At 51.4% G+C, this 17,189-nt stretch carries 22 protein-coding genes and 1 pseudogene; 12 read left to right on the top strand and 11 right to left on the bottom strand.

All coding sequences use genetic code 11. The annotated features are described in order from the left end of the window. Positions 1-49: 49 nt before the first annotated feature. The gene (locus LKX83_RS14130) at positions 50-1,429 is read left to right on the top strand and encodes an aminotransferase-like domain-containing protein (RefSeq protein ID WP_227882914.1); all 1,380 of its coding nucleotides are present in this window, start codon (positions 50-52) and stop codon (positions 1,427-1,429) included. Positions 1,430-1,478: 49 nt separating this feature from the next. Here LKX83_RS14130 and LKX83_RS14125 read toward each other — a convergent pair whose 3' ends face one another. The 11 genes and pseudogenes from LKX83_RS14125 to LKX83_RS14075 form a co-directional block, all read right to left on the bottom strand. Then, positions 1,479-1,874: a VOC family protein gene (locus tag LKX83_RS14125; RefSeq protein ID WP_227882913.1), complete on the bottom strand. Its 396-nt coding sequence runs from the start codon at positions 1,872-1,874 to the stop codon at positions 1,479-1,481. Between the two features lie 64 nt (positions 1,875-1,938). After that, positions 1,939-2,268, bottom strand: a complete 330-nt coding sequence (locus LKX83_RS34360) for an ArsR/SmtB family transcription factor (protein ID WP_227882912.1) — start codon at positions 2,266-2,268, stop codon at positions 1,939-1,941. Further along, on the bottom strand, positions 2,265-2,894 hold the full coding sequence (locus tag LKX83_RS14115; RefSeq protein WP_227882979.1) for an SRPBCC family protein: 630 nt from the start codon (positions 2,892-2,894) through the stop codon (positions 2,265-2,267). The genes LKX83_RS34360 and LKX83_RS14115 overlap by 4 nt, the downstream gene beginning before the upstream one ends. 167 nt (positions 2,895-3,061) lie before the next feature. Beyond that, positions 3,062-3,679 carry a DUF2306 domain-containing protein gene (locus LKX83_RS14110; RefSeq protein WP_227882911.1) on the bottom strand — a complete coding sequence of 206 codons (618 nt, stop codon included), beginning with the start codon at positions 3,677-3,679 and terminating at the stop codon, positions 3,062-3,064. A gap of 57 nt (positions 3,680-3,736) precedes the next feature. Then, positions 3,737-4,324: a TetR/AcrR family transcriptional regulator gene (locus tag LKX83_RS14105; RefSeq protein WP_227882910.1), complete on the bottom strand. Its 588-nt coding sequence runs from the start codon at positions 4,322-4,324 to the stop codon at positions 3,737-3,739. 258 nt (positions 4,325-4,582) lie between these two features. Next, complete coding sequence (locus LKX83_RS14100) at positions 4,583-4,750, bottom strand: hypothetical protein (protein WP_227882909.1); 168 nt, start codon at positions 4,748-4,750, stop codon at positions 4,583-4,585. After that, a complete protein-coding gene (locus tag LKX83_RS14095) occupies positions 4,747-5,154 on the bottom strand; it encodes a leucine-rich repeat domain-containing protein (protein WP_227882908.1) in 408 nt (135 codons plus the stop codon). Before LKX83_RS14095 ends, LKX83_RS14100 begins: the two co-directional genes overlap by 4 nt. 265 nt (positions 5,155-5,419) lie before the next feature. Continuing rightward, on the bottom strand, positions 5,420-5,887 hold the full coding sequence (locus tag LKX83_RS14090) for a phage tail protein (RefSeq protein WP_227882907.1): 468 nt from the start codon (positions 5,885-5,887) through the stop codon (positions 5,420-5,422). Positions 5,888-5,912: 25 nt separating this feature from the next. Continuing rightward, positions 5,913-6,392 carry a GyrI-like domain-containing protein gene (locus LKX83_RS14085; RefSeq protein ID WP_227882906.1) on the bottom strand — a complete coding sequence of 160 codons (480 nt, stop codon included), beginning with the start codon at positions 6,390-6,392 and terminating at the stop codon, positions 5,913-5,915. Positions 6,393-6,519: 127 nt separating this feature from the next. Then, positions 6,520-6,942 (bottom strand): DoxX family protein, encoded by a 423-nt coding sequence (locus tag LKX83_RS14080; protein WP_227882905.1) that lies wholly within the window; start codon positions 6,940-6,942, stop codon positions 6,520-6,522. A gap of 23 nt (positions 6,943-6,965) precedes the next feature. Next, positions 6,966-7,314 (bottom strand): annotated as a pseudogene (locus LKX83_RS14075) (effector binding domain-containing protein). Positions 7,315-7,419: 105 nt separating this feature from the next. Between LKX83_RS14075 and LKX83_RS14070 the strand changes: the two are divergent. The 11 genes from LKX83_RS14070 (at position 7,420) to LKX83_RS14020 (ending at position 17,185) form a co-directional block, all read left to right on the top strand. After that, entirely contained in the window at positions 7,420-8,388 is a 969-nt protein-coding gene (locus tag LKX83_RS14070) for a helix-turn-helix transcriptional regulator (RefSeq protein ID WP_227882904.1), read from the top strand. Positions 8,389-8,501: 113 nt separating this feature from the next. Beyond that, positions 8,502-9,251 carry a GntR family transcriptional regulator gene (locus LKX83_RS14065; RefSeq protein WP_227882903.1) on the top strand — a complete coding sequence of 250 codons (750 nt, stop codon included), beginning with the start codon at positions 8,502-8,504 and terminating at the stop codon, positions 9,249-9,251. Between the two features lie 95 nt (positions 9,252-9,346). Beyond that, entirely contained in the window at positions 9,347-10,174 is an 828-nt protein-coding gene (locus LKX83_RS14060; protein WP_227882902.1) for a class I fructose-bisphosphate aldolase, read from the top strand. Between the two features lie 25 nt (positions 10,175-10,199). Then, positions 10,200-11,249 (top strand): Gfo/Idh/MocA family protein, encoded by a 1,050-nt coding sequence (locus tag LKX83_RS14055; RefSeq protein WP_227882901.1) that lies wholly within the window; start codon positions 10,200-10,202, stop codon positions 11,247-11,249. 12 nt (positions 11,250-11,261) lie between these two features. Continuing rightward, positions 11,262-11,558, top strand: a complete 297-nt coding sequence (locus LKX83_RS14050; RefSeq protein ID WP_227882900.1) for a Dabb family protein — start codon at positions 11,262-11,264, stop codon at positions 11,556-11,558. Between the two features lie 9 nt (positions 11,559-11,567). Then, on the top strand, positions 11,568-12,332 hold the full coding sequence (locus LKX83_RS14045) for a glucosamine-6-phosphate deaminase (RefSeq protein ID WP_227882899.1): 765 nt from the start codon (positions 11,568-11,570) through the stop codon (positions 12,330-12,332). After that, complete coding sequence (locus tag LKX83_RS14040) at positions 12,311-13,768, top strand: xylulokinase (protein ID WP_227882898.1); 1,458 nt, start codon at positions 12,311-12,313, stop codon at positions 13,766-13,768. The genes LKX83_RS14045 and LKX83_RS14040 overlap by 22 nt, the downstream gene beginning before the upstream one ends. Further along, the gene (locus LKX83_RS14035; RefSeq protein ID WP_227882897.1) at positions 13,765-14,520 is read left to right on the top strand and encodes an alpha/beta hydrolase; all 756 of its coding nucleotides are present in this window, start codon (positions 13,765-13,767) and stop codon (positions 14,518-14,520) included. Before LKX83_RS14040 ends, LKX83_RS14035 begins: the two co-directional genes overlap by 4 nt. A 20-nt stretch (positions 14,521-14,540) precedes the next feature. After that, the gene (locus LKX83_RS14030; protein WP_227882896.1) at positions 14,541-15,401 is read left to right on the top strand and encodes a sugar phosphate isomerase/epimerase family protein; all 861 of its coding nucleotides are present in this window, start codon (positions 14,541-14,543) and stop codon (positions 15,399-15,401) included. A 14-nt stretch (positions 15,402-15,415) separates the two neighbouring features. Beyond that, a complete protein-coding gene (locus tag LKX83_RS14025; protein WP_370639079.1) occupies positions 15,416-16,336 on the top strand; it encodes a carbohydrate ABC transporter permease in 921 nt (306 codons plus the stop codon). Next, positions 16,337-17,185, top strand: coding sequence for a carbohydrate ABC transporter permease (locus LKX83_RS14020; protein ID WP_227882895.1), 849 nt, complete (start codon positions 16,337-16,339; stop codon positions 17,183-17,185). The last annotated feature ends 4 nt before the right edge of the window (positions 17,186-17,189 follow it).

Genomic DNA, 17,189 nt, shown 5'->3' with positions numbered 1-17,189 from the left:
AAATGAATTATTTTGCGACTATACCCATACAGATTGGGGTGGATAGATCATGAAGTACGAGAATGTGAAGGACGATCTAAAACAGCAGATTAACAATGGGTCGATCAAGCCTGGCGGTAAATTGCCGTCCATCCGAGAGCTCAGTATACAATGGGGGTGCAGCAGAAACACCGTAATCCGAGCCATCGATGAGTTGGAAAAGGAACACCTGATTTATTCGGTACCGAAGAGTGGCCACTACGTGATTGTTCGTTCCTCCAAGTCTGAGGATCGGCCGGAAGGGCAGATCAATTTTGCCGTGGCTGCTCCGGATCCCGGTATGATCCCCTATGAAGAAATTCAGCACGGGTTAAACCGGGCGGTACAGCTGTATGGGGATCGCCTTTTTACATACGGCGATCCGCTCGGATTTCCATCTCTACGCGAGGCTATATCCCGGCACCTGGCAGCCTCGCAAGTTTTTGCCGGACCGGAACGGATCTGCGTCGTCTCCGGCGCCCAACAAGCTCTTCACTTGCTTGCCTCCATGCCGTTCCCGAACGGGAAGTCGGCCATCTTGGTCGAACAGCCTTGTTATGCCGGAATGTTGAAATTATTGAGCCTCCTCGGGGCAACCGCAATCGGAATTGCCCGATCGGAATCAGGCCTCGACCTTGATGAACTGGAACGGCATTTTCGGAACAACTCCATTAAGTTTTTTTATACGGTTCCCCGATACCACAACCCGCTTGGAACCAGTTTGTCCCGTCAGGAGAAAGAAGCAATCGCATCCATGGCGGAGAAATATGATGTGTATATTGTAGAGGACGACTATCTTGCAGACTTGGAAACGGACAGCAAATCCGATCCCATCTGCAGCTATGATGATTCGGGCCGCGTCGTCTACATCCGAAGCTTTTCCAAAATCATGCTGCCCGGCCTGCGACTCGGTGCCGCTGTGCTTCCCGCAGCATTCATCACTTTGTTCCGGATGTACAAATCGTCGAGCGATTTATGCACGTCCGCCCTTTCGCAAGCCGCATTGGAGATTCATCTGGGCAGCGGATTGTTTCAGCGCCACGCCGCCATGACGAGGGAACGCTATGGCATTCGAATGAAGGCACTGCAGGAGGCATGTAGCCGAGATTTGAACGAGGGTTTCCGTCTAAGCAAATCGGCCGGCGGTATATTTGCTCAACTCGAGCTACCTAATCATCTGGCGGCAGAGGAGCTGGCCGCGGCCCTTCATCAGAAGAATGTGTATGTTTTTCCTACGATGAATTGCTACCTTCCTAGTGTGGAAAGCGCGAACAGCTTGCGCCTCAGCATTATTCGCACGAATGAAAAAGAGATTGAGGACGGTATCCGAATCATCCGCCAGACAGCCGACGAGTTAATGAATCAAAGAAGTGCAAACCAATTCAACCGATCAGCCGTTACTTGGATTTAGAAGTAGAAGAGCGGCAGGTCACCTTGAGATGTTTCTACACAACCGTTAATTAGATCAGGTTAAGCTGCCATGAAACTCCGTAACGGTCATTCAGCCAACCGAATTTTTTGCTGAACCCATAATTACCCAATGGCATCAGAGCTTGTCTATCTTCTTTAAGTTTCTCATAGAGCACCTTGATTTCTTCCTCAGTGCTGCAAGCAACATAGATGGAGAACGAAGGCGTAAAGGTAAAATTATGTTTGACATTACTGTCAATGCACATAAATTCTTGCCCTTTTAATGTAAAAGTAGCCTGCATTACGGTTCCTTCATCTCCGGCTTCATTCGCTCCATACCGAACAATGCTTGTAATTTCGGAATCCTCGATGAGTGATGTGTAAAAGTTCATCGCTTCTTCTGCCTTGCCATCTTGAAACATTAAGAAAGGTATCACCTTATCCATAGTAAATCTTCCTCCTTTTATAACGTATATGAAGCTTCCGATACCGAAATCGAATCAGGTTCCGTTAGTTTTGCCGCTTCTTTTTGCCCCTAGCGATCTCTGTTTCGAGTGCGCTGAGCTTCGGTTCCCAGAAGGAGCGAAAACGATGGAGCCAATCGTCGACTTCTTGCAGCGGCTGGGCGTCCAGCGAGTAGATGCGGCGCTGCTCATCGACCTTTACGCGGGCGAACCCGTTGTCCCGCAGAACCCGAAGATGCTGCGAAACGGCGGCTTGTGTAATGCCGAACTCGTGTTGGATGACCTCGACAATATCGCCGGAACGTCGCTCGCTCTCCGCGAGCAGCACCAAGATGCGTCGCCGTACCGGATCGCCGAGAACGTCGAAGGCGTTCATTCGCTCCCCGTGTAGAAGGCCGTGACGTACTTCGCTGCGGCTTCGGCCCAGGACGGATTCTCTCCGGCTGCAACAGCCGCACGCCGCCAGTCCTCGCTGCAGTCAGCCATGAAAGATTTTCCTTCACTCGAGGCGCTAAAAGCATTTTCATCAAAACGGTCCGTATCGCTCGCCGAAAGGTGGAGCGCCAACCCAACCAAGGCTAGATCCCAGCCGACACCGACCGCACCCGGCCCAAACTTGTTCCAGTGGTCGTCCAGCGGGCAAATATGAGACAACGTCAAGCGGGACCGGTCATTCCCCTCAGCGGCTAAGCGAAGCTCGACCCAGCTTAATCCGCCCGCGAATTCCCAGGTCACGGAGAAATAATGCGGTGGCACACATTCGGTGATTATACCGCCGGCGTTATTCTCGATTTGATACCGGCCGCCGAGCTTCAATTCACCGCTGACTGGCGCAAACCAGCGAGGCAATCGCTCCGGATTGGTCATCGCATCCCAAAGATCGTCCGGCGTCGTGTCGTAAGAGCGCTCCAGTGTAACGTTGCGGGCAGGCTTTCCCTCTCGCTCGAGCTCCGACACCGTGCGGGTTACGGCTCCCAAACAAGATTCTAAATTGAACATCATCACTCATCTCCCTCCGCAAATCATTATACAAGTTTTCATTTATATAAGTTGTGACTTGTATAAAATATAGCTTGTATTTTTTGTAATGTCAAGGACACATGACGAACGAAGAAACTTGTGATACGGTTCCCGCATTCTCTGAAGCTGCAAGTTTTGAATAAATACCGCTATCGTAAACCTTTTTTACGAATCACCGCTTCTATGACGAGCAGATTAGGAATCCAGCAAACCCAAGCTACAACCCGATACCCCGCTTCAAAATCGCCAAAAATCAGAACCAGCGGCGCCAACCAGAGCCGGAGGGTTACAGCAGCAAAAGTAAGCGAATAGCTGCGAAACATCCACGCTTTATGAGCTTGAATGTCTTTGGCCCTAATTTTTCGCATCGAGGTAAGTGTCGTCCCCACCCACAATACGTCCAGCAACAGGAAGCCAAGCCCAGCAATCCGACCACCCGTAGCAAAAAGGGATAAATACACACTCACGATCCCGCTTACTGTAATCGAAATAACATATACATACCCCAATCGTCTGTGCCGACGCTTCCTTACGTTCGTTGGCTTCATCAAAATTTGAAAAGGTCCAATGATCAGTGCAAATATGGCAGTGACAATATGTACGTACAACACATAGACCCATGGTGTGAGTTCAAAGTCCGGTTTCTGCAGTTTGAAAGCGACGAGTCCCGCATTACTCGCTTTAAGTACGCCATACTGAACAATGGCATATCCCGCAATTGAAAATGCAAAAACAATAACGAGTGCCCAAAAAATCTTTTTTCCCATTTTGATTTTCACTCTCCTCTCATTAATTGATCACTGTTCAATTAAGAGTTAAAAAAATTACGTCAGTCCACGGAGTAATAATTGAACATGTAAGTCGGCCAGCTTTGCAACGTCTTCATACGTTTGCGGACTGTGAACATAAAAGCTGACAAAACCATGCAGCGACAGAAACAGCACCCAGATCAAATGGACATCTTTCGCCCGGTCTACGTTGATCATTTGCAGCGATTCCATCACTGCATGAGTAAAATTCTCATAGCTGGCCATCTTTGCTTGCGACGTGTAGCTTTCAAGCCCTGGCTCCTGAATCAAAAACATCAGTTCGAATGACCGTTTGTTCTCCAGACCGAATCGGATAAAGGATAGAAAAATCAACTCCAGCCGCTCACGTCCTGGGTTTGGCGAAGTGCTAACCACTTCTTCGAGTAGATTGTCTAGTTTGTGAAATTCTTCTGCCGTCATGGCACTAAACAAATCAGCCTTCTCGCGAAAATGATAATAAAGCGACCCTGGCGAATAACCCAGTTGCTTTGCAATGCCACGCATGGATACATCGCGATAACCTTGCTCCACGAATTGCTCCCTTGCTGCATCAAGAATTCTTTGTCTGCTCAGCTCATGCTCAACGGCTTTTCTGGGTGACAAATGAAATACCTCGCTTTATTTAAACGGTGTTTAATAAAAAATAGCATACGCTATAGGGCTCTGTCAACGAGGCCCCTTATGGGACGGTCCAGCGTATCACCCATAAGGCGGGCGAAATTCAAAATGCACCCGCGAGGGTGCATTTTTTACTGGCTCAATAGCGAACAAAACTTGCCCGAATGGGAAGGCAACGTACCACAACAGCAGCCTATCGGATAGTCATCAAAATCCTATCCCGGAAATTTTAATCAAGTGCGTTCAATCGTGCAACTTGGCGATATCGAGCCCGTGAAGGCGTTCCTGGTCGGCAATCATGTCGATCTCGGTGATCTTGCCATCCACAAACGTGAATTCGAGAATGAATATCGGTTGATCCAAATAACCCGCAATGACGCCTACCAATCCGTTCACGAGCACCGGATTCATGCTCCGGGCACGACCATCTCTTTCAGAGTCGACAATGCCTCAATCGAAGAGATTTGATTTGCTTTGAGGCTGAGATTACGGATCTTTGAAAGTTTCTTTAGCGGTGTAAGATCAGAAATTTCATTAAAGTCTAAATCGAGTTCCGTGACATTGACGGCATACTCCAATCCCTGCAGATCTTTAATTCCTTTACCTGATAAAGATACAACGGTGAGAGATTCTAAATCCGCTTTGGTTAGTGGATCATCGCCTTTTTTACCTAACCATGAATGAATCGCTTGTTCGAGATTTGTATCTTTCATAACCGGTTCTTGGCTGAGCGCTTCCATCGAAGCTTGTCCCGGAAGGACCAAACTTAGGACAAAAATAAAAATAAAAAAGCGTACAGCAATACGTTTGTTCATGATGACCATTCCCTCTGATGACCGTATTATGTTTATACTACCTCGAGCTTCCTGATAAGAACAGGCAACATGTATATCCGTTACGCTATCGACTGATAAGTATAACACCTGAAGCTTGCTAAGCGCGCAGGAAAATGTTGGATGGTGAAGGTGGCTTATACATTGAATCAGAGGACATCCGCGCAGCCGGTCTTCCCTGTCTTCGGATTCCGCTGTATAACCATCGTAAAAAACGCATCTCCTTATAGAGATGCGTTTTTTCGCTTCAATATTCTCCTTTAATGACGAAGAACGAACCTCGAATGGTCCCAGCCAATTTAGACTTCTGTCTCGCAAATTTGAACTTCTTCTCTTCCAGCTCCGCAGGTACTTCCATCCCCTCGGATAGCTTAAATCCAACAGCCCGCTTCTTAGGATCATCCACCGTGTACAGGACGTTGACCGCTAGACCATCCTCATAGAAGACGAAGGCCCAATTGATATTTTCGACTTGAAAACGCGCTGTTTCTAGAGGTTGGGCCGCAAACTCAATACCACGTTCTTCTTTTAAAACTCGTTTCACATAATCAAGCGTCTCTTGGCTTTCGCTGGCCGGTACGACCGTAAATTCGTGCTTGTATTTGTTCATGAAGTAACGGGCTTCATTCGCACGCAAACCAGCTAGCGCTTCTGCTACCGGCGAAGATTCCAGACCAACCGTAGACACATTTTTAAAGTCAACGATAGGGGACATTCCGCATACCTCCTGCTGATTTCGTTTATTTCTCCACAACCGGGATCCACATTTCACCGTATACGAAGCCGTCTCGCTGCCCCATCTCAACCGTTGCATTGGGCCCGCCAACATAGGCGTAATTATCGGCTGCCGGCAAGACTTGACCGAAGGCAATGCCAGTAAGCGTGCTGCTCAACTCATCAGCCGACTTCCCTTCGCCTTTAACGACGAGGTATTGTCCCTTAGGAAATTGGATCAGTCTGTGCTCTTCCGGTACCGATGAATCTGTCATGACGCCGGCATAATACATCATCTTGTGATTTACCGCTTCGTTTACGGCAAAAATATAGTCGTTCGCAGCAATCGCCTTTAACGTGTCGAGCCTTCCATCCTGCTCCACTGCCCGCCAGAAGTTTTCCTTCTCCTTGTTCATGCCGGCATAGTCCGTGTAATCGCTCTTTAGTTCCGTTCCAATACCTAGCACGATAAAGCTGTCTTTTTCCTCAAAGGTATACGTTGTCATTATTCCCAGCTCCTTTTTTTGAATGGATCAATTGATTTGTTTATTCGCTTGATAAGTCAATCATACCTATAAATCATGTCAAAATGTGATACTTTTTTAGAGGGCCGGTGAAAAAAATCAATGCCCGCTAAAGTTTACGGCTTTTCGGACGCAGCGCCCAGGAGGCGATGCCAAGCGCGGCATAGAAAAGCGGAAGAATAATATGGAATCCACCATCGCCGTAATCATGAGCGAACACATGGGATAAGGCCGCACCCGTCATTAGAAAAAAGATGCCGCTATACGCCCATTCCTTAAGCCGGGGGAAACCCGGGATTAGGATCGCAATGATTCCAAGCAATTTCCAAGTTCCGAGAATGTTCGTGATATATAACGGGAAACCAATATCGGTCACTAAATCGACATTGCCACCATATCGCATCAATTGTCCGATCCCGCTTAATGCAATAGAGAATGCGAGAATGATTGTGACCGTCCAATAGGCGGCCGTCCTTCCGATAGGGCGGGATTCAACCTTCGCGATTTTTTCATTACCGGTAATCGTACTCATTCCCATTCCTCCTTTGATCTCGTTCACTTCTTCACAACCGGAATCCACATTTCACCATATACAAGGCCGTCTCGCCGCCCCATCTCAACCGTTGCATTGGGCCCGCCGACATAGGCGAAGGTATCGGCTGCCGGCAAGACTTGACCGAACGCAATGCCGGTGAGCATGCTGCTCAACTCATCAGCCGTCTTCCCTTCGCCTTTACTGACGAGGTATTGTCCCTTAGGGAATTGGATCGTCCTGCTCCACTGTCCGCCAAAAGTTTTCCTTCTCCTTGTTCATGCCGGCATAGTCCGTGTACTCGCTCTTTAGTTCCGTTCCAATACCCAGCACGATAAAGCCGTCTTTTTCCTCAAGGGTATAGGCTGCCATCATCCCAACTCCTTTTTTGAATGGATCAAGTCATTTGTTTTTCCGCTTGATGGGTTTATAATAACGATAAATCATGTCAAAATATGATACTGTTTAGAGGGCCCGATGAAAAAAGTAGAACGGATTAACGTCATCATGCGGTACATCAACAACCGCGCCCATTTTACCATCTCGGAAATCATGCATGAGTTCCACATCTCCCGTTCGACGGCGATTCGGGATATCAGGGAAATTGAAGCGATGGGAATGCCTCTGGTTGCCGAAGTCGGGAGGGACGGGGGTTATTTTGTAATGAACAACTCCGTCCTGCCCACTGTCCGCTTTACCGATAATGAGATTAAAGCTCTTTTTATCGCCTTCATGGCCACACGAAATCTACAACTCCCTTATCTCAAGAGTCGCCACTCTTTAGCGGAAAAATTGCTCGGCCTCATCTCTGAAAACCAGCAGGACGATCTGGTTCTGTTAAATCAAATTCTGCTCTTCGAAGGCACCAACCCCCACAATCCTGACCTGCTTGATCTATCGGATCTGCCCCATCCTATGTTAGAACAACTCATCCAAACCCTTCTTGTAGACAGCTACTTAGTGGTTTCCGTCGAAGAAGGAAGGGAAATAAAGTCTTATCCCATCTATCTCATGCGCCTATATCGTGAAAAAAGCTCTTGGCAAATTGAAGGCTTCGACCTAGAGGAGGAAAAGAGGCGGATTATTCCCGTCGACAATCTCACCGGTGTCAAACCATATCCCGAGAAAAAAAGAACAAGCAAGAAGAAGATTGCAGAACAACTAAGCAAGCAGGAAGAAGCCATCAACCTGGTCCTCGAGCTTGGTCCCAAGGCGATTGCCCAGTTCAAAAAGTACCATCCATTAAAAATTACAATTTCATACACGAACCCTTATCAAACTACGGCTATTTTAAAGACTTTCATCCATGTTCATCATCCGGATGAGTTGGCCGAAATAACAAATTGGCTGCTTTTCTTAGGTGGAGATATCAAGGTCAGGGAAATACCGAAAGAAGTCGTAGAAGGATTACAAGAGAGAGTGGATGTTTTAGGGAACAAGGGATAAAGCAACCGCATAGTCGCTTGAACCAAATGATAAATTTCTTCATACAAGCCCCAAAACATACGTACAAATTTATATTTGTATGGTATAGTTAAAGGGCTAGGAGGCGAAGGGATTTGACAAATCCATTGGATCTAAACGGAAAAAAGTGGCCGCTTTACGTACAAATCAAAGACCGGCTTCTGGAAGACATTCGTTCCGGCGTTCTGCAGCCGGGAGACGCGATAAAGACCGAAGCGCAGCTTTCCGAAGTCTACTCCGTCAGTCGGGCTACCGTAAGGCAAGCCGTAACGGAATTGGTTCATGACGGCTATCTGGTCAGACAGCAAGGCCGGGGGACCTTTGTCAACAAGCCGCGCATCGATACGCCGGTGGGGAATATGTACAGCTTCACCAAGCACATGGAGGAACGCGGCCATAAGCCGGAGTTCAAAATTATCGATTTCGAGATCATCATGCCCAAAGCAAGCGTGAGGGAGAAGCTGGGGCTTCGCGAGAAACAGCTCGTTTATCGCCTGGTGAGGCAGCGTTCGCTCGACGGGGAACCGATCATGGTGGAGACCACCTTTATTCCCATGCATTTGCTCGCCGATCTGGATCAAGAGAAGATCAACGCGGCGAAATCGCTGTATTCGCTGTTGGAGAAAGAATATCATATCCGGCTCGATCATATGGTCGAGTATTTTGAGCCCGTTCTGATCGATGATCTGAATTCAATTTTGTTGAACGTTCCAAAGGGCGCGCCAGCTCTTTATTTCGAGCGGGTCGGGTACGTAAACAATTCGGTATACGAGCTGTCGCAGTCGATCATAAGGGGAGATCGCTGCCGTTATTTCGTCGAATGGCTGGTCCCCAAACAACAGTAGACGGAATAAAACGGTTGACAAAGCGAGAGGGACCTCCTATATTCATAAATGTACGTACAAATTTTAATACATATGTACAATTAGGGAGGGATGAAATGCAACAAGCTAGGTTGAACCGCTTGTTTGGCGAAGATGGTCATTGCCTGGATGTAGCCATCGACCATGGCGTTTTTAACGAGACGGCTTTTCTGCAAGGCATCGAGGACCTGCCCAAAGCGGTAGCTTCGATTGTCAGTTGCCGGCCGGATGCCATTCAACTTACGCCGGGAGCGGCCCGACATCTGCAAAGCATTGCCGGACCGAACAAACCGGCGCTGGTGATTCGCACGGATGTCGCGAACTTTTACGGGAGTACGCTTCCTTCCCATTTATTCGACCAGTTGATCCATGAACCTGTTATTCAAGCCGTTCGGTTGGACGCCGCATGCGTAGTCGGCAACCTGGTATGCAATCCGGGCCAACCGGAGTTGTATCATCAGACGGTTCGAAATATTGCGATTCTGAGGCGCGAATGCGAGCAATACGGCATGCCCTTGATGGTGGAGCCGCTTGTGATGAAGACCAACTCGGCGAAGGGCGGATATGGGGTAGACGGCGATCTTCATAAAATCCTTCCGCTTGTCCGTCAGGCAGCCGAACTCGGCGCGGACGTCATCAAAGCGGATCCGTGCGACGACCCGGAGGAGTTTCATCTCATTGTTGAATGCGCTTCCGGCGTGCCCGTTCTCCCCCGCGGCGGCGGGACGGCTGACGACAAGGAAGTGTTGAGGCGAACGTATCAGCTCATGCGGCAAGGAGCGCGCGGGCTCGTATACGGTCGCAACATCATTCAGCATCCCAATCCGATCGGTATGACCAAGGCGTTAATGGCTATCGTGCACGAGGGGGCCACCCCGGAACAGGCCATGACACATATCGGTTAAGACAGAACGACTAGGAGGATTTCACATGAGTAAAGTCAGAGTTGCGGTAGCTGGCTGCGGCAATGTTGCGCTATGCTATATCCCCAATTTGCTAGCCAGCCCGCATGTCGAACTGGTCGCGCTGTGCGACAGCAGGGTTGAACACGCTCGCCAGCTCGCCGATCAGCACGGGATCAAAGACGTCTATGGCGACGTCAACGAGATGCTTCGAGAGGCGAAGATCGATCTGCTCGTCAATCTGACCTCGATGAATTACCATGCGCCGATTAACCGCGCTGCCTTGGAGAGCGGGGTTCATGTCTGGTGCGAGAAGCCCCTTGCCACCGATTTGAAGGACGCTCACGAGCTGATTCAGCTGGCTCGGCAAAAAGGACTGGCGCTGCACGCCGCGCCCAACGCCCCCACATCGCCCGCGGCTCGGTGCATGTCGGACATCCTGGCATCCGGGGAAATCGGCAAGGCATTTACGGCTCAAGGCTTTTACGGGCATGGCGGCATAAGCTGGGGATCGTGGTTTTATCGCAAGGGCGGAGGCTCGTTATTCGATCTTGGGGTCTACAACATCACGACGTTGTCGGCCTTGCTTGGCCCGGTCAAGAACGTCGTCAGCTTTACGGGAATCGCGATTCCCGAGCGGATCGTCGGAGGAGAGACCGTTCAGGTCGAAGCGGACGACAACACCGCGTTGATTATGGATCACGGTCATTCGGTCTTCTCGGTCGTACAAACCGGGTACACGTTCAAACGCCAGTTCGACGATTGGACGATTCAAGTCATCGGCACCGGTGGCGCTATGGTTCTGAACGGCTACGATTGGGAGCCCAAGGGAGTCAGCGTCTGTGTCGGCGATGGCGGCAAATGGGAGAAACGGGCAGAGGATCAAGGGCTTTACGCTTGGGAAGGCGGGGCATCCTACCTGGCCGAATACTTGGCCATGGGCGAACAGCCGCCCGCGCACGGCGAACACTCCCTCCATGTGCTGGAAATCATGCTGGCCGCCCATCAGTCCTCCCAATCCGGCCAAAGAGTGGCTGTCGAATCTTCGTTTCCGTGGAGCAATAACCGTCTGGTCTAGGAGGCTGCATACATGATTCGCCATTTGATTGTTTTTAATATCCGTGAAGGCGCTACGCATCAGGATTGCCTGAAGATGATCGAGATCGGAAAAAAGGAGCTTATGACCATTCCGGGCGTAATCGGCATTTCTTTCGGCACCGCCTGTTCGGAAACCGCCCGTTACCGTTACACGTTGTCGGTCGAATTCGAGAGCATGGACGTGATCGAGTTTTACAAATATCACCCGGCTCACGTGGCGTTTGCCGATCAACACTTTCGTCCGTTGGCGACCGATCGGATTACGACCGATTATCGGCTTGAGTTCTGAGGCATGCCGATGAAGCTAATGATTACGAAGGATTACCAGGAGATGAGCCTCCTCGCCGCCGAGGCGGTGGAATCCGTCGTCCGCCGGAAGAAGAATGCTCTTCTCGGCCTTACGACGGGCAATACGCCCATCGGCATGTACCACGCTTTGGCGGAGAAGAGCAGAGCGGGCGAGCTGAACATGCGGGAGACTCATATCTTTTCGATGGAGGAATACCTAGGCATCCCTCCGGACAACTATCAGAGCTTGTACCAGTGGTTGAACCGGGTATTGATCGAGCCTTGCGGAATCGCATCGGAGCGCGTAAATCGGATTGATGGAAGCGCTCCCGAGCCTCAGCTGGCCTGCCAGGTTTTCGATCGCACGATCGAATCGATGGGAGGGCTGGACCTAGTCGTCGAAGGGATCGGCACGAACGGCCATATCGGCTTCAACGAGCCGATGTCTCCTCCCGACAGTCCGACCCGCATTGTGGCTTTATCCTCCGAGACGCAAACGTACAACTTCGCCTATTGGGATGAACTGGTGCCGGCGCACGGCATTACGGTCGGCTTGGCCGCCATCATGAAGGCGAAGGAAATCGTACTGATCGCTTCGGGCAGCAAGAAAGCCTACGCGTTGAAGCAGGCGCTGGAAGGGCCGGTCACCTCGGAAATCCCGGCTTCCTACCTGCAATTGGCTCCGCAGTTGACGATCATTGCCGATCGGGAGGCCGCTTCTCTGCTTACCATCGACAAAGAGGGGGGATTCCCGTGCCCGCATTCGTCGGTTTAGATATTGGCACAACTTCCGTTAAAGCGGCCGCTTTCGATAAGCGCGGCGAATTGATCGGGCTGCGGCGAGAACCCCTGCGGCTCATGAACAAGGAAGGCCCCCATCAAGAGCAGCTCGTTGACGACTGGTGGAACGCAACTTTGAAAGCGCTACAAAACCTGCAAGCCGATTTGGCCGGCGACGACCAACGCATAGCGGCGATCGGATTGACTGGACAATGTCCTTCGTTCACGTTGACGGGCGAGAACGGCGAAAGCATGACGGAGGCGCTGCTCTATTCCGACAATCGGGCCACGCGCGAGGTGGAAGAGCTGCTGCAGCAATATCCGCCCGCTTACGTGCATCGCGTGACGGGACAGGAGCCAAGCCCGTTTTTTATTCTGCCGAAGCTGCTCTGGTTATCCCGCCACCACGCTTTCTTGAAAGATCGGGAGCGCCAGGCCTACGTTCTGCAGCCAAGGGATTATATCGGTTGGCGGCTGACGGGCAGAATGGCTACCGATCCTACGCATGCGGCATGCACGCTTCTCTACGATATCGTAGGCGGCAGATGGCAAACGGAATGGCTGCAAGCGCTTGGTTTGTCCCAAATTCAGATGCCGCCAGTGCTTCCGTCGAACGCCCTGCAGGGTTACTTGGCACCCGAACCGGCCGCCGCAACGGGCATACCGGCAGGAACGCCGATCGCGGTCGGCGGCGCGGATAGCTTGTGCGCGGTGTACGGCTCGCAAGTCGTCGACCGCGATACGGTATGCGACATATCGGGCACCTCCACCTGCTTGCATTGGCTGGTGGAGAAGCCGGGCACCGACCGAGCCGTCAATGCGTATCCGCATGTGGCAGAACATCAGTATTGCGCCGAGGTGGGTTTGAATACGACCGGAGCGGCTTTGAATTGGATCCGGTCTATCATCGGAGTCGACGAGGAGGACATATCGGCACGAGTTGCCCAAGTTCCGGCAGGGTCGGACGGGTTGATCTTTCTTCCCCATCTCGCCTCGGGGGAACGCGAAAACCCGAACCGCAAAGGGGCGTTCGTCGGTCTGGCGTTGAGGCACGGACCGGGACATTTGTTGCGTTCAGTCGCGGAAGGCATTGCTTACGGATTAAGGATGAGGCTGGAGTCCGCCGAGCGCGGGACGAGCTTCCGCAGAGCCTTGATCAGCGGCGGAGTTGCCGCTTCCGAGTGGATCAATCAATTGAAGGCCGATGTGTGGCGGATGCCGGTCGATGTCATTTCAGAGACCGAGACGACCGCGCTTGGCGCGGCTATGCTGGCCGCAGAAGCGGTTGGCTCGGAAATTGTATGGAACCGCGAGCGTTTTAAACGCTTATATCCCAATCCGGAGAAGGCTGCCGAATACGAGAAAGGCTACCGGGCGTTTCTGGAAACGGAGGCGGCGATGACAAGCCAGGCCGGGAAGGCAGGCGAATGACGTTGCTCAGACAAGTGGAGTTCCGATCGGGAAGCGGCACGGTAAGGGGCGTTCTGCATGGCAGCCATTCGGCTTGCGGTCCGGGCGTGCTGATCATTCCCGGCTTTGCCGACACGGCGGTCGGGCCGCACAACATGCACGTGCATCTGGCGAGAAAGCTGGCCGAGCGCGGCTTCACGGTCCTTCGCTTCGACTACCGAGGACAAGGCGAGAGCGACGGGGAGTTTCAATCGTTTACGGTTTCCTCCGGCTTCGCAGACGCTCAAGCGGCTCTACGTTATTTAATCGACGTCGAGCAAGTGGATTCGGGAAGGCTGGGTATCGTCGGCTACAGTCTCGGCGGAGCATACGGCATCGAGCTGGCCAAGCAATTTCCCGGTATTCAAGGTTTGGCTTTGTTGGCTCCGGTCGTCCGTATAGCAAGCGTTTTTCGATCGTTTTTTCAAGAGCGCCATTTGCGGCAGGCAGAAACTGAAGGCTGGATGGATTGGTTAGGTTGGAAAGTGGGAGCCGGGTTTCTGGCCTCATTGGACGATATGAACCCGCTAAGGGGAATGGGGTCCGTCCTTGCCCGCATGATCGTCCATTACGGCCTGGATGATCGGGAGGTGCCGATCTCCAATTCGGAAGAGCTGGCCTCGTTCGGAGCCGAGCTGCACGGCCAAGCGGGCGGAGACCATGGATTCGGCTCGGCTATCTGGGTGGAACGGGTAGCGGAGTCGGTAGCGGAACGCTTTCAAACTTGGTTGTGAATAAGAAGGAGCGATTGCTTTTGAAACTGGGAATATTCACCCAATACGTGCAAGGGAATTCGATCGAGGAAGTGGCCGAACGAATTGCAGGCTACGGGCTGCAGTCGGTCATCCTTGACCGCTATCCCGGAATGAACATCAATCTGAGCGATCCCTCGCCGGCGGATTGCGCGCGTATCCGCAACGCCTTCTCCCAGGCGGGGCTGGAAATTGCCGGCGTAGGCGCCTATCTCAACCTAGCTCACCCGGACCCCGACACGCGCATCGCGATTTATAAGCAGATGAGCGGGATGATTAAGTTGTGCAAGGAGATCGGGGCTCCGCTGCTCTGTACGGAAACGGGGTCTTACAACCCCAGCGAGGCCTGGGATCCTTCGAATGAAACGGATCTGATATTGCAAGACTTGGCTCGGGATATGAAGCCGTTGCTTGCCGAAGCGCGTGCGAGCGGCGTGGCCATTGCCATCGAATCGTATGTCATGACGGCGACGGGATCTACCAAGCGTTTGGCTCGCCTGATCGACATGATCGGGGAAGATGGATTAAAGGTGATTTTCGACCCGGCGGGCATTTTATCCAGAGCGACTCTACGCGATCAAGCTTCCTTCGTTCGCGAATCGTTCCAGGCGATTGCGCCTCATCTCGGACTGGTGCACGTGCAAGATTGCACGCCGGCAGCGGACATCAAAGATCATTTCAATTGGCTATGCGCGGGAACGGGACAGATCGACTATCCGTTGTTCATGGACCTCCTCATTGGAAGCGGTTACGACGATCACCTGATTCTCGAATTCCTTCGGGAAGACCAGATTGCGCAAGGCATCGCTTTTGTTGAAGAGCAGTGGGACAAGGCGCAAAAGCGCAAACGGGGAGATCGTTAAATGGCGGCGCTTCGTTGGAGGAAACAAAAAGACCTTCAATACTGGAGGGTTATATGAACGCTTCGAAGGAGACCAAATACTTTTATTTGTTCGTATTCCCTTGGATCGTCGGATTTCTGGCGTTCAGCCTTTATCCGATTTTGACTTCGCTCTATTACAGCTTCACCGATTACAACGTGGTCAATCCGGCGAAGTTTGTCGGCCTGAAAAATTACAAGGACATGATTTCCGACGAGCTGTTCTGGAAATCCGTGAAAGCGACGTTGTATTATGCCTTGGTCAGCGTTCCGGTCGGACTGTTTCTTTCGCTCGTTTTCGCGCTGCTCTTGAATATGAAGGTGCCCGGAAAACGGTTCTTTCGAGTGGCGATGTATCTGCCTAGCATGATATCCGGAGCCGCGATGTCCCTGCTGTGGGTGTGGATCTTTAACCCCCAGATCGGGCTTGCCAATTACGCGCTGTCGCTTGTGGGTATCAAAGGTCCGCTCTGGCTGCTGGATGAGCATTGGGCAATGCCGTCGCTCATTATCATGAGTTTCTGGAGCGTAGGTGGCGGGATGGTCATATTCCTGGCGGCCTTACAGGGAGTTCCGGCTTCTCTTCGCGAGGCGGCGACATTGGATGGAGCTAATTTCTGGCGCCGCTTCTGGAGCATCACCATGCCCATCATCTCTCCGGTGTTCCTGTTTCAGCTAATTATGAGCATTATCGGCTCCTTCCAGGTATTCACGCAATCCTTTATCATGACGCATGGCGGGCCTCATTACGCAACGTTGTTCTACGTTTATTATCTGTACCAGAACGCGTTTGTCAATTTCAATCTGGGTTACGCTTCGGCAATGGCGTGGCTTCTCTTGATCGTGATCATGCTTTTGACTTACGTGATCATGAGAACCTCCAATCGATTTATTTACTATGAGGGGGGGCGCAAGTAAATGGCCTCGACATCCGAAAGGAAAACGGCGGCCCCCGGCAGGCTGCTCGGTTTTATCGTGCTGCTCGTACTCAGCATCGTGATGCTCATGCCGGCTTTGTTCATGATCTCGACGTCGTTCAAAAGCAATGCCGAATTACTGTTGTTTCCTCCAACCCTGATTCCGAAGGATATCCGGTTCGATAATTACACAACCATATTCGAGAAAATGGAACTTCTGCTTTACTATAAAAACAGTTTGCTCGTTTCCGGCTTCATCGTGATCGGGACCTTGCTGTCGTCCTCCTACATTGCGTTCGGGTTCGTCCGTTACCGTGCGCCGGGAAGAAACGCGCTGTTTATGATCCTCGTTGCCACGCTGATGATTCCGTATCCGGCCACGATGATTCCGCAGTTTGTCTTGTTCAAAAATCTAGGATGGGTCGACAGCTATCTTCCCCTCATCGTACCGGCGTTTTTCGGTTCCGCTTACATGATTTTTCTTTTGCGACAATTCTTTAGCAACTTGACGGACGAATTGTTCGAGGCGGCCCGGATCGACGGGTGCAGCGAATTCCGCAGCTTCTGGAATATCGCGCTGCCTCTCTGCGGTCCGGCGCTCGCGACGGTTGCCATCTTCTCGTTCCTTTGGAGCTGGGACGATCTTCTGGGACCGGTCATTTACCTGAACTCCAACGATAAATATACGCTGCCCATCGCGCTTGCGGGATTGAGCTCCAAATTCAGAGTCGTTCCGTGGAATACATTGATGGTTGCCGCTATATACACCGTTCTTCCTTGCATTGCCCTCTTTTCATTCTGCCAGAAGTATTTCGTTGAAGGTATTTCCTTGACAGGAACTAAATCATAAGGCG

It is taken from the genome of Cohnella baijiui (assembly GCF_020731285.1).
Classification (GTDB): domain Bacteria; phylum Bacillota; class Bacilli; order Paenibacillales; family Paenibacillaceae; genus Cohnella.
This window is presented reverse-complemented; position numbering and strand designations above follow the sequence as displayed.

Excerpts from the sequence above, each read along its gene's own strand:
- LKX83_RS14100 (WP_227882909.1), bottom strand. The coding sequence starts at position 4,750 with ATGAATCCGGTGCTCGTGAACGGATTGGTAGGCGTCATTGCGGGTTAT.
- LKX83_RS14050 (WP_227882900.1), top strand. The coding sequence starts at position 11,262 with ATGATTCGCCATTTGATTGTTTTTAATATCCGTGAAGGCGCTACGCAT.
- LKX83_RS14035 (WP_227882897.1), top strand. The coding sequence starts at position 13,765 with ATGACGTTGCTCAGACAAGTGGAGTTCCGATCGGGAAGCGGCACGGTA.
- LKX83_RS14090 (WP_227882907.1), bottom strand. The coding sequence starts at position 5,887 with ATGTCCCCTATCGTTGACTTTAAAAATGTGTCTACGGTTGGTCTGGAA.
- LKX83_RS14070 (WP_227882904.1), top strand. The coding sequence starts at position 7,420 with ATGAAAAAAGTAGAACGGATTAACGTCATCATGCGGTACATCAACAAC.
- LKX83_RS14020 (WP_227882895.1), top strand. The coding sequence starts at position 16,337 with ATGGCCTCGACATCCGAAAGGAAAACGGCGGCCCCCGGCAGGCTGCTC.
- LKX83_RS14080 (WP_227882905.1), bottom strand. The coding sequence starts at position 6,942 with ATGAGTACGATTACCGGTAATGAAAAAATCGCGAAGGTTGAATCCCGC.
- LKX83_RS14110 (WP_227882911.1), bottom strand. The coding sequence starts at position 3,679 with ATGGGAAAAAAGATTTTTTGGGCACTCGTTATTGTTTTTGCATTTTCA.
- LKX83_RS14095 (WP_227882908.1), bottom strand. The coding sequence starts at position 5,154 with ATGAACAAACGTATTGCTGTACGCTTTTTTATTTTTATTTTTGTCCTA.
- LKX83_RS14125 (WP_227882913.1), bottom strand. The coding sequence starts at position 1,874 with ATGGATAAGGTGATACCTTTCTTAATGTTTCAAGATGGCAAGGCAGAA.
- LKX83_RS14115 (WP_227882979.1), bottom strand. The coding sequence starts at position 2,894 with ATGATGTTCAATTTAGAATCTTGTTTGGGAGCCGTAACCCGCACGGTG.
- LKX83_RS14060 (WP_227882902.1), top strand. The coding sequence starts at position 9,347 with ATGCAACAAGCTAGGTTGAACCGCTTGTTTGGCGAAGATGGTCATTGC.
- LKX83_RS14055 (WP_227882901.1), top strand. The coding sequence starts at position 10,200 with ATGAGTAAAGTCAGAGTTGCGGTAGCTGGCTGCGGCAATGTTGCGCTA.
- LKX83_RS14045 (WP_227882899.1), top strand. The coding sequence starts at position 11,568 with ATGAAGCTAATGATTACGAAGGATTACCAGGAGATGAGCCTCCTCGCC.
- LKX83_RS14085 (WP_227882906.1), bottom strand. The coding sequence starts at position 6,392 with ATGACAACGTATACCTTTGAGGAAAAAGACAGCTTTATCGTGCTAGGT.
- LKX83_RS34360 (WP_227882912.1), bottom strand. The coding sequence starts at position 2,268 with ATGAACGCCTTCGACGTTCTCGGCGATCCGGTACGGCGACGCATCTTG.
- LKX83_RS14130 (WP_227882914.1), top strand. The coding sequence starts at position 50 with ATGAAGTACGAGAATGTGAAGGACGATCTAAAACAGCAGATTAACAAT.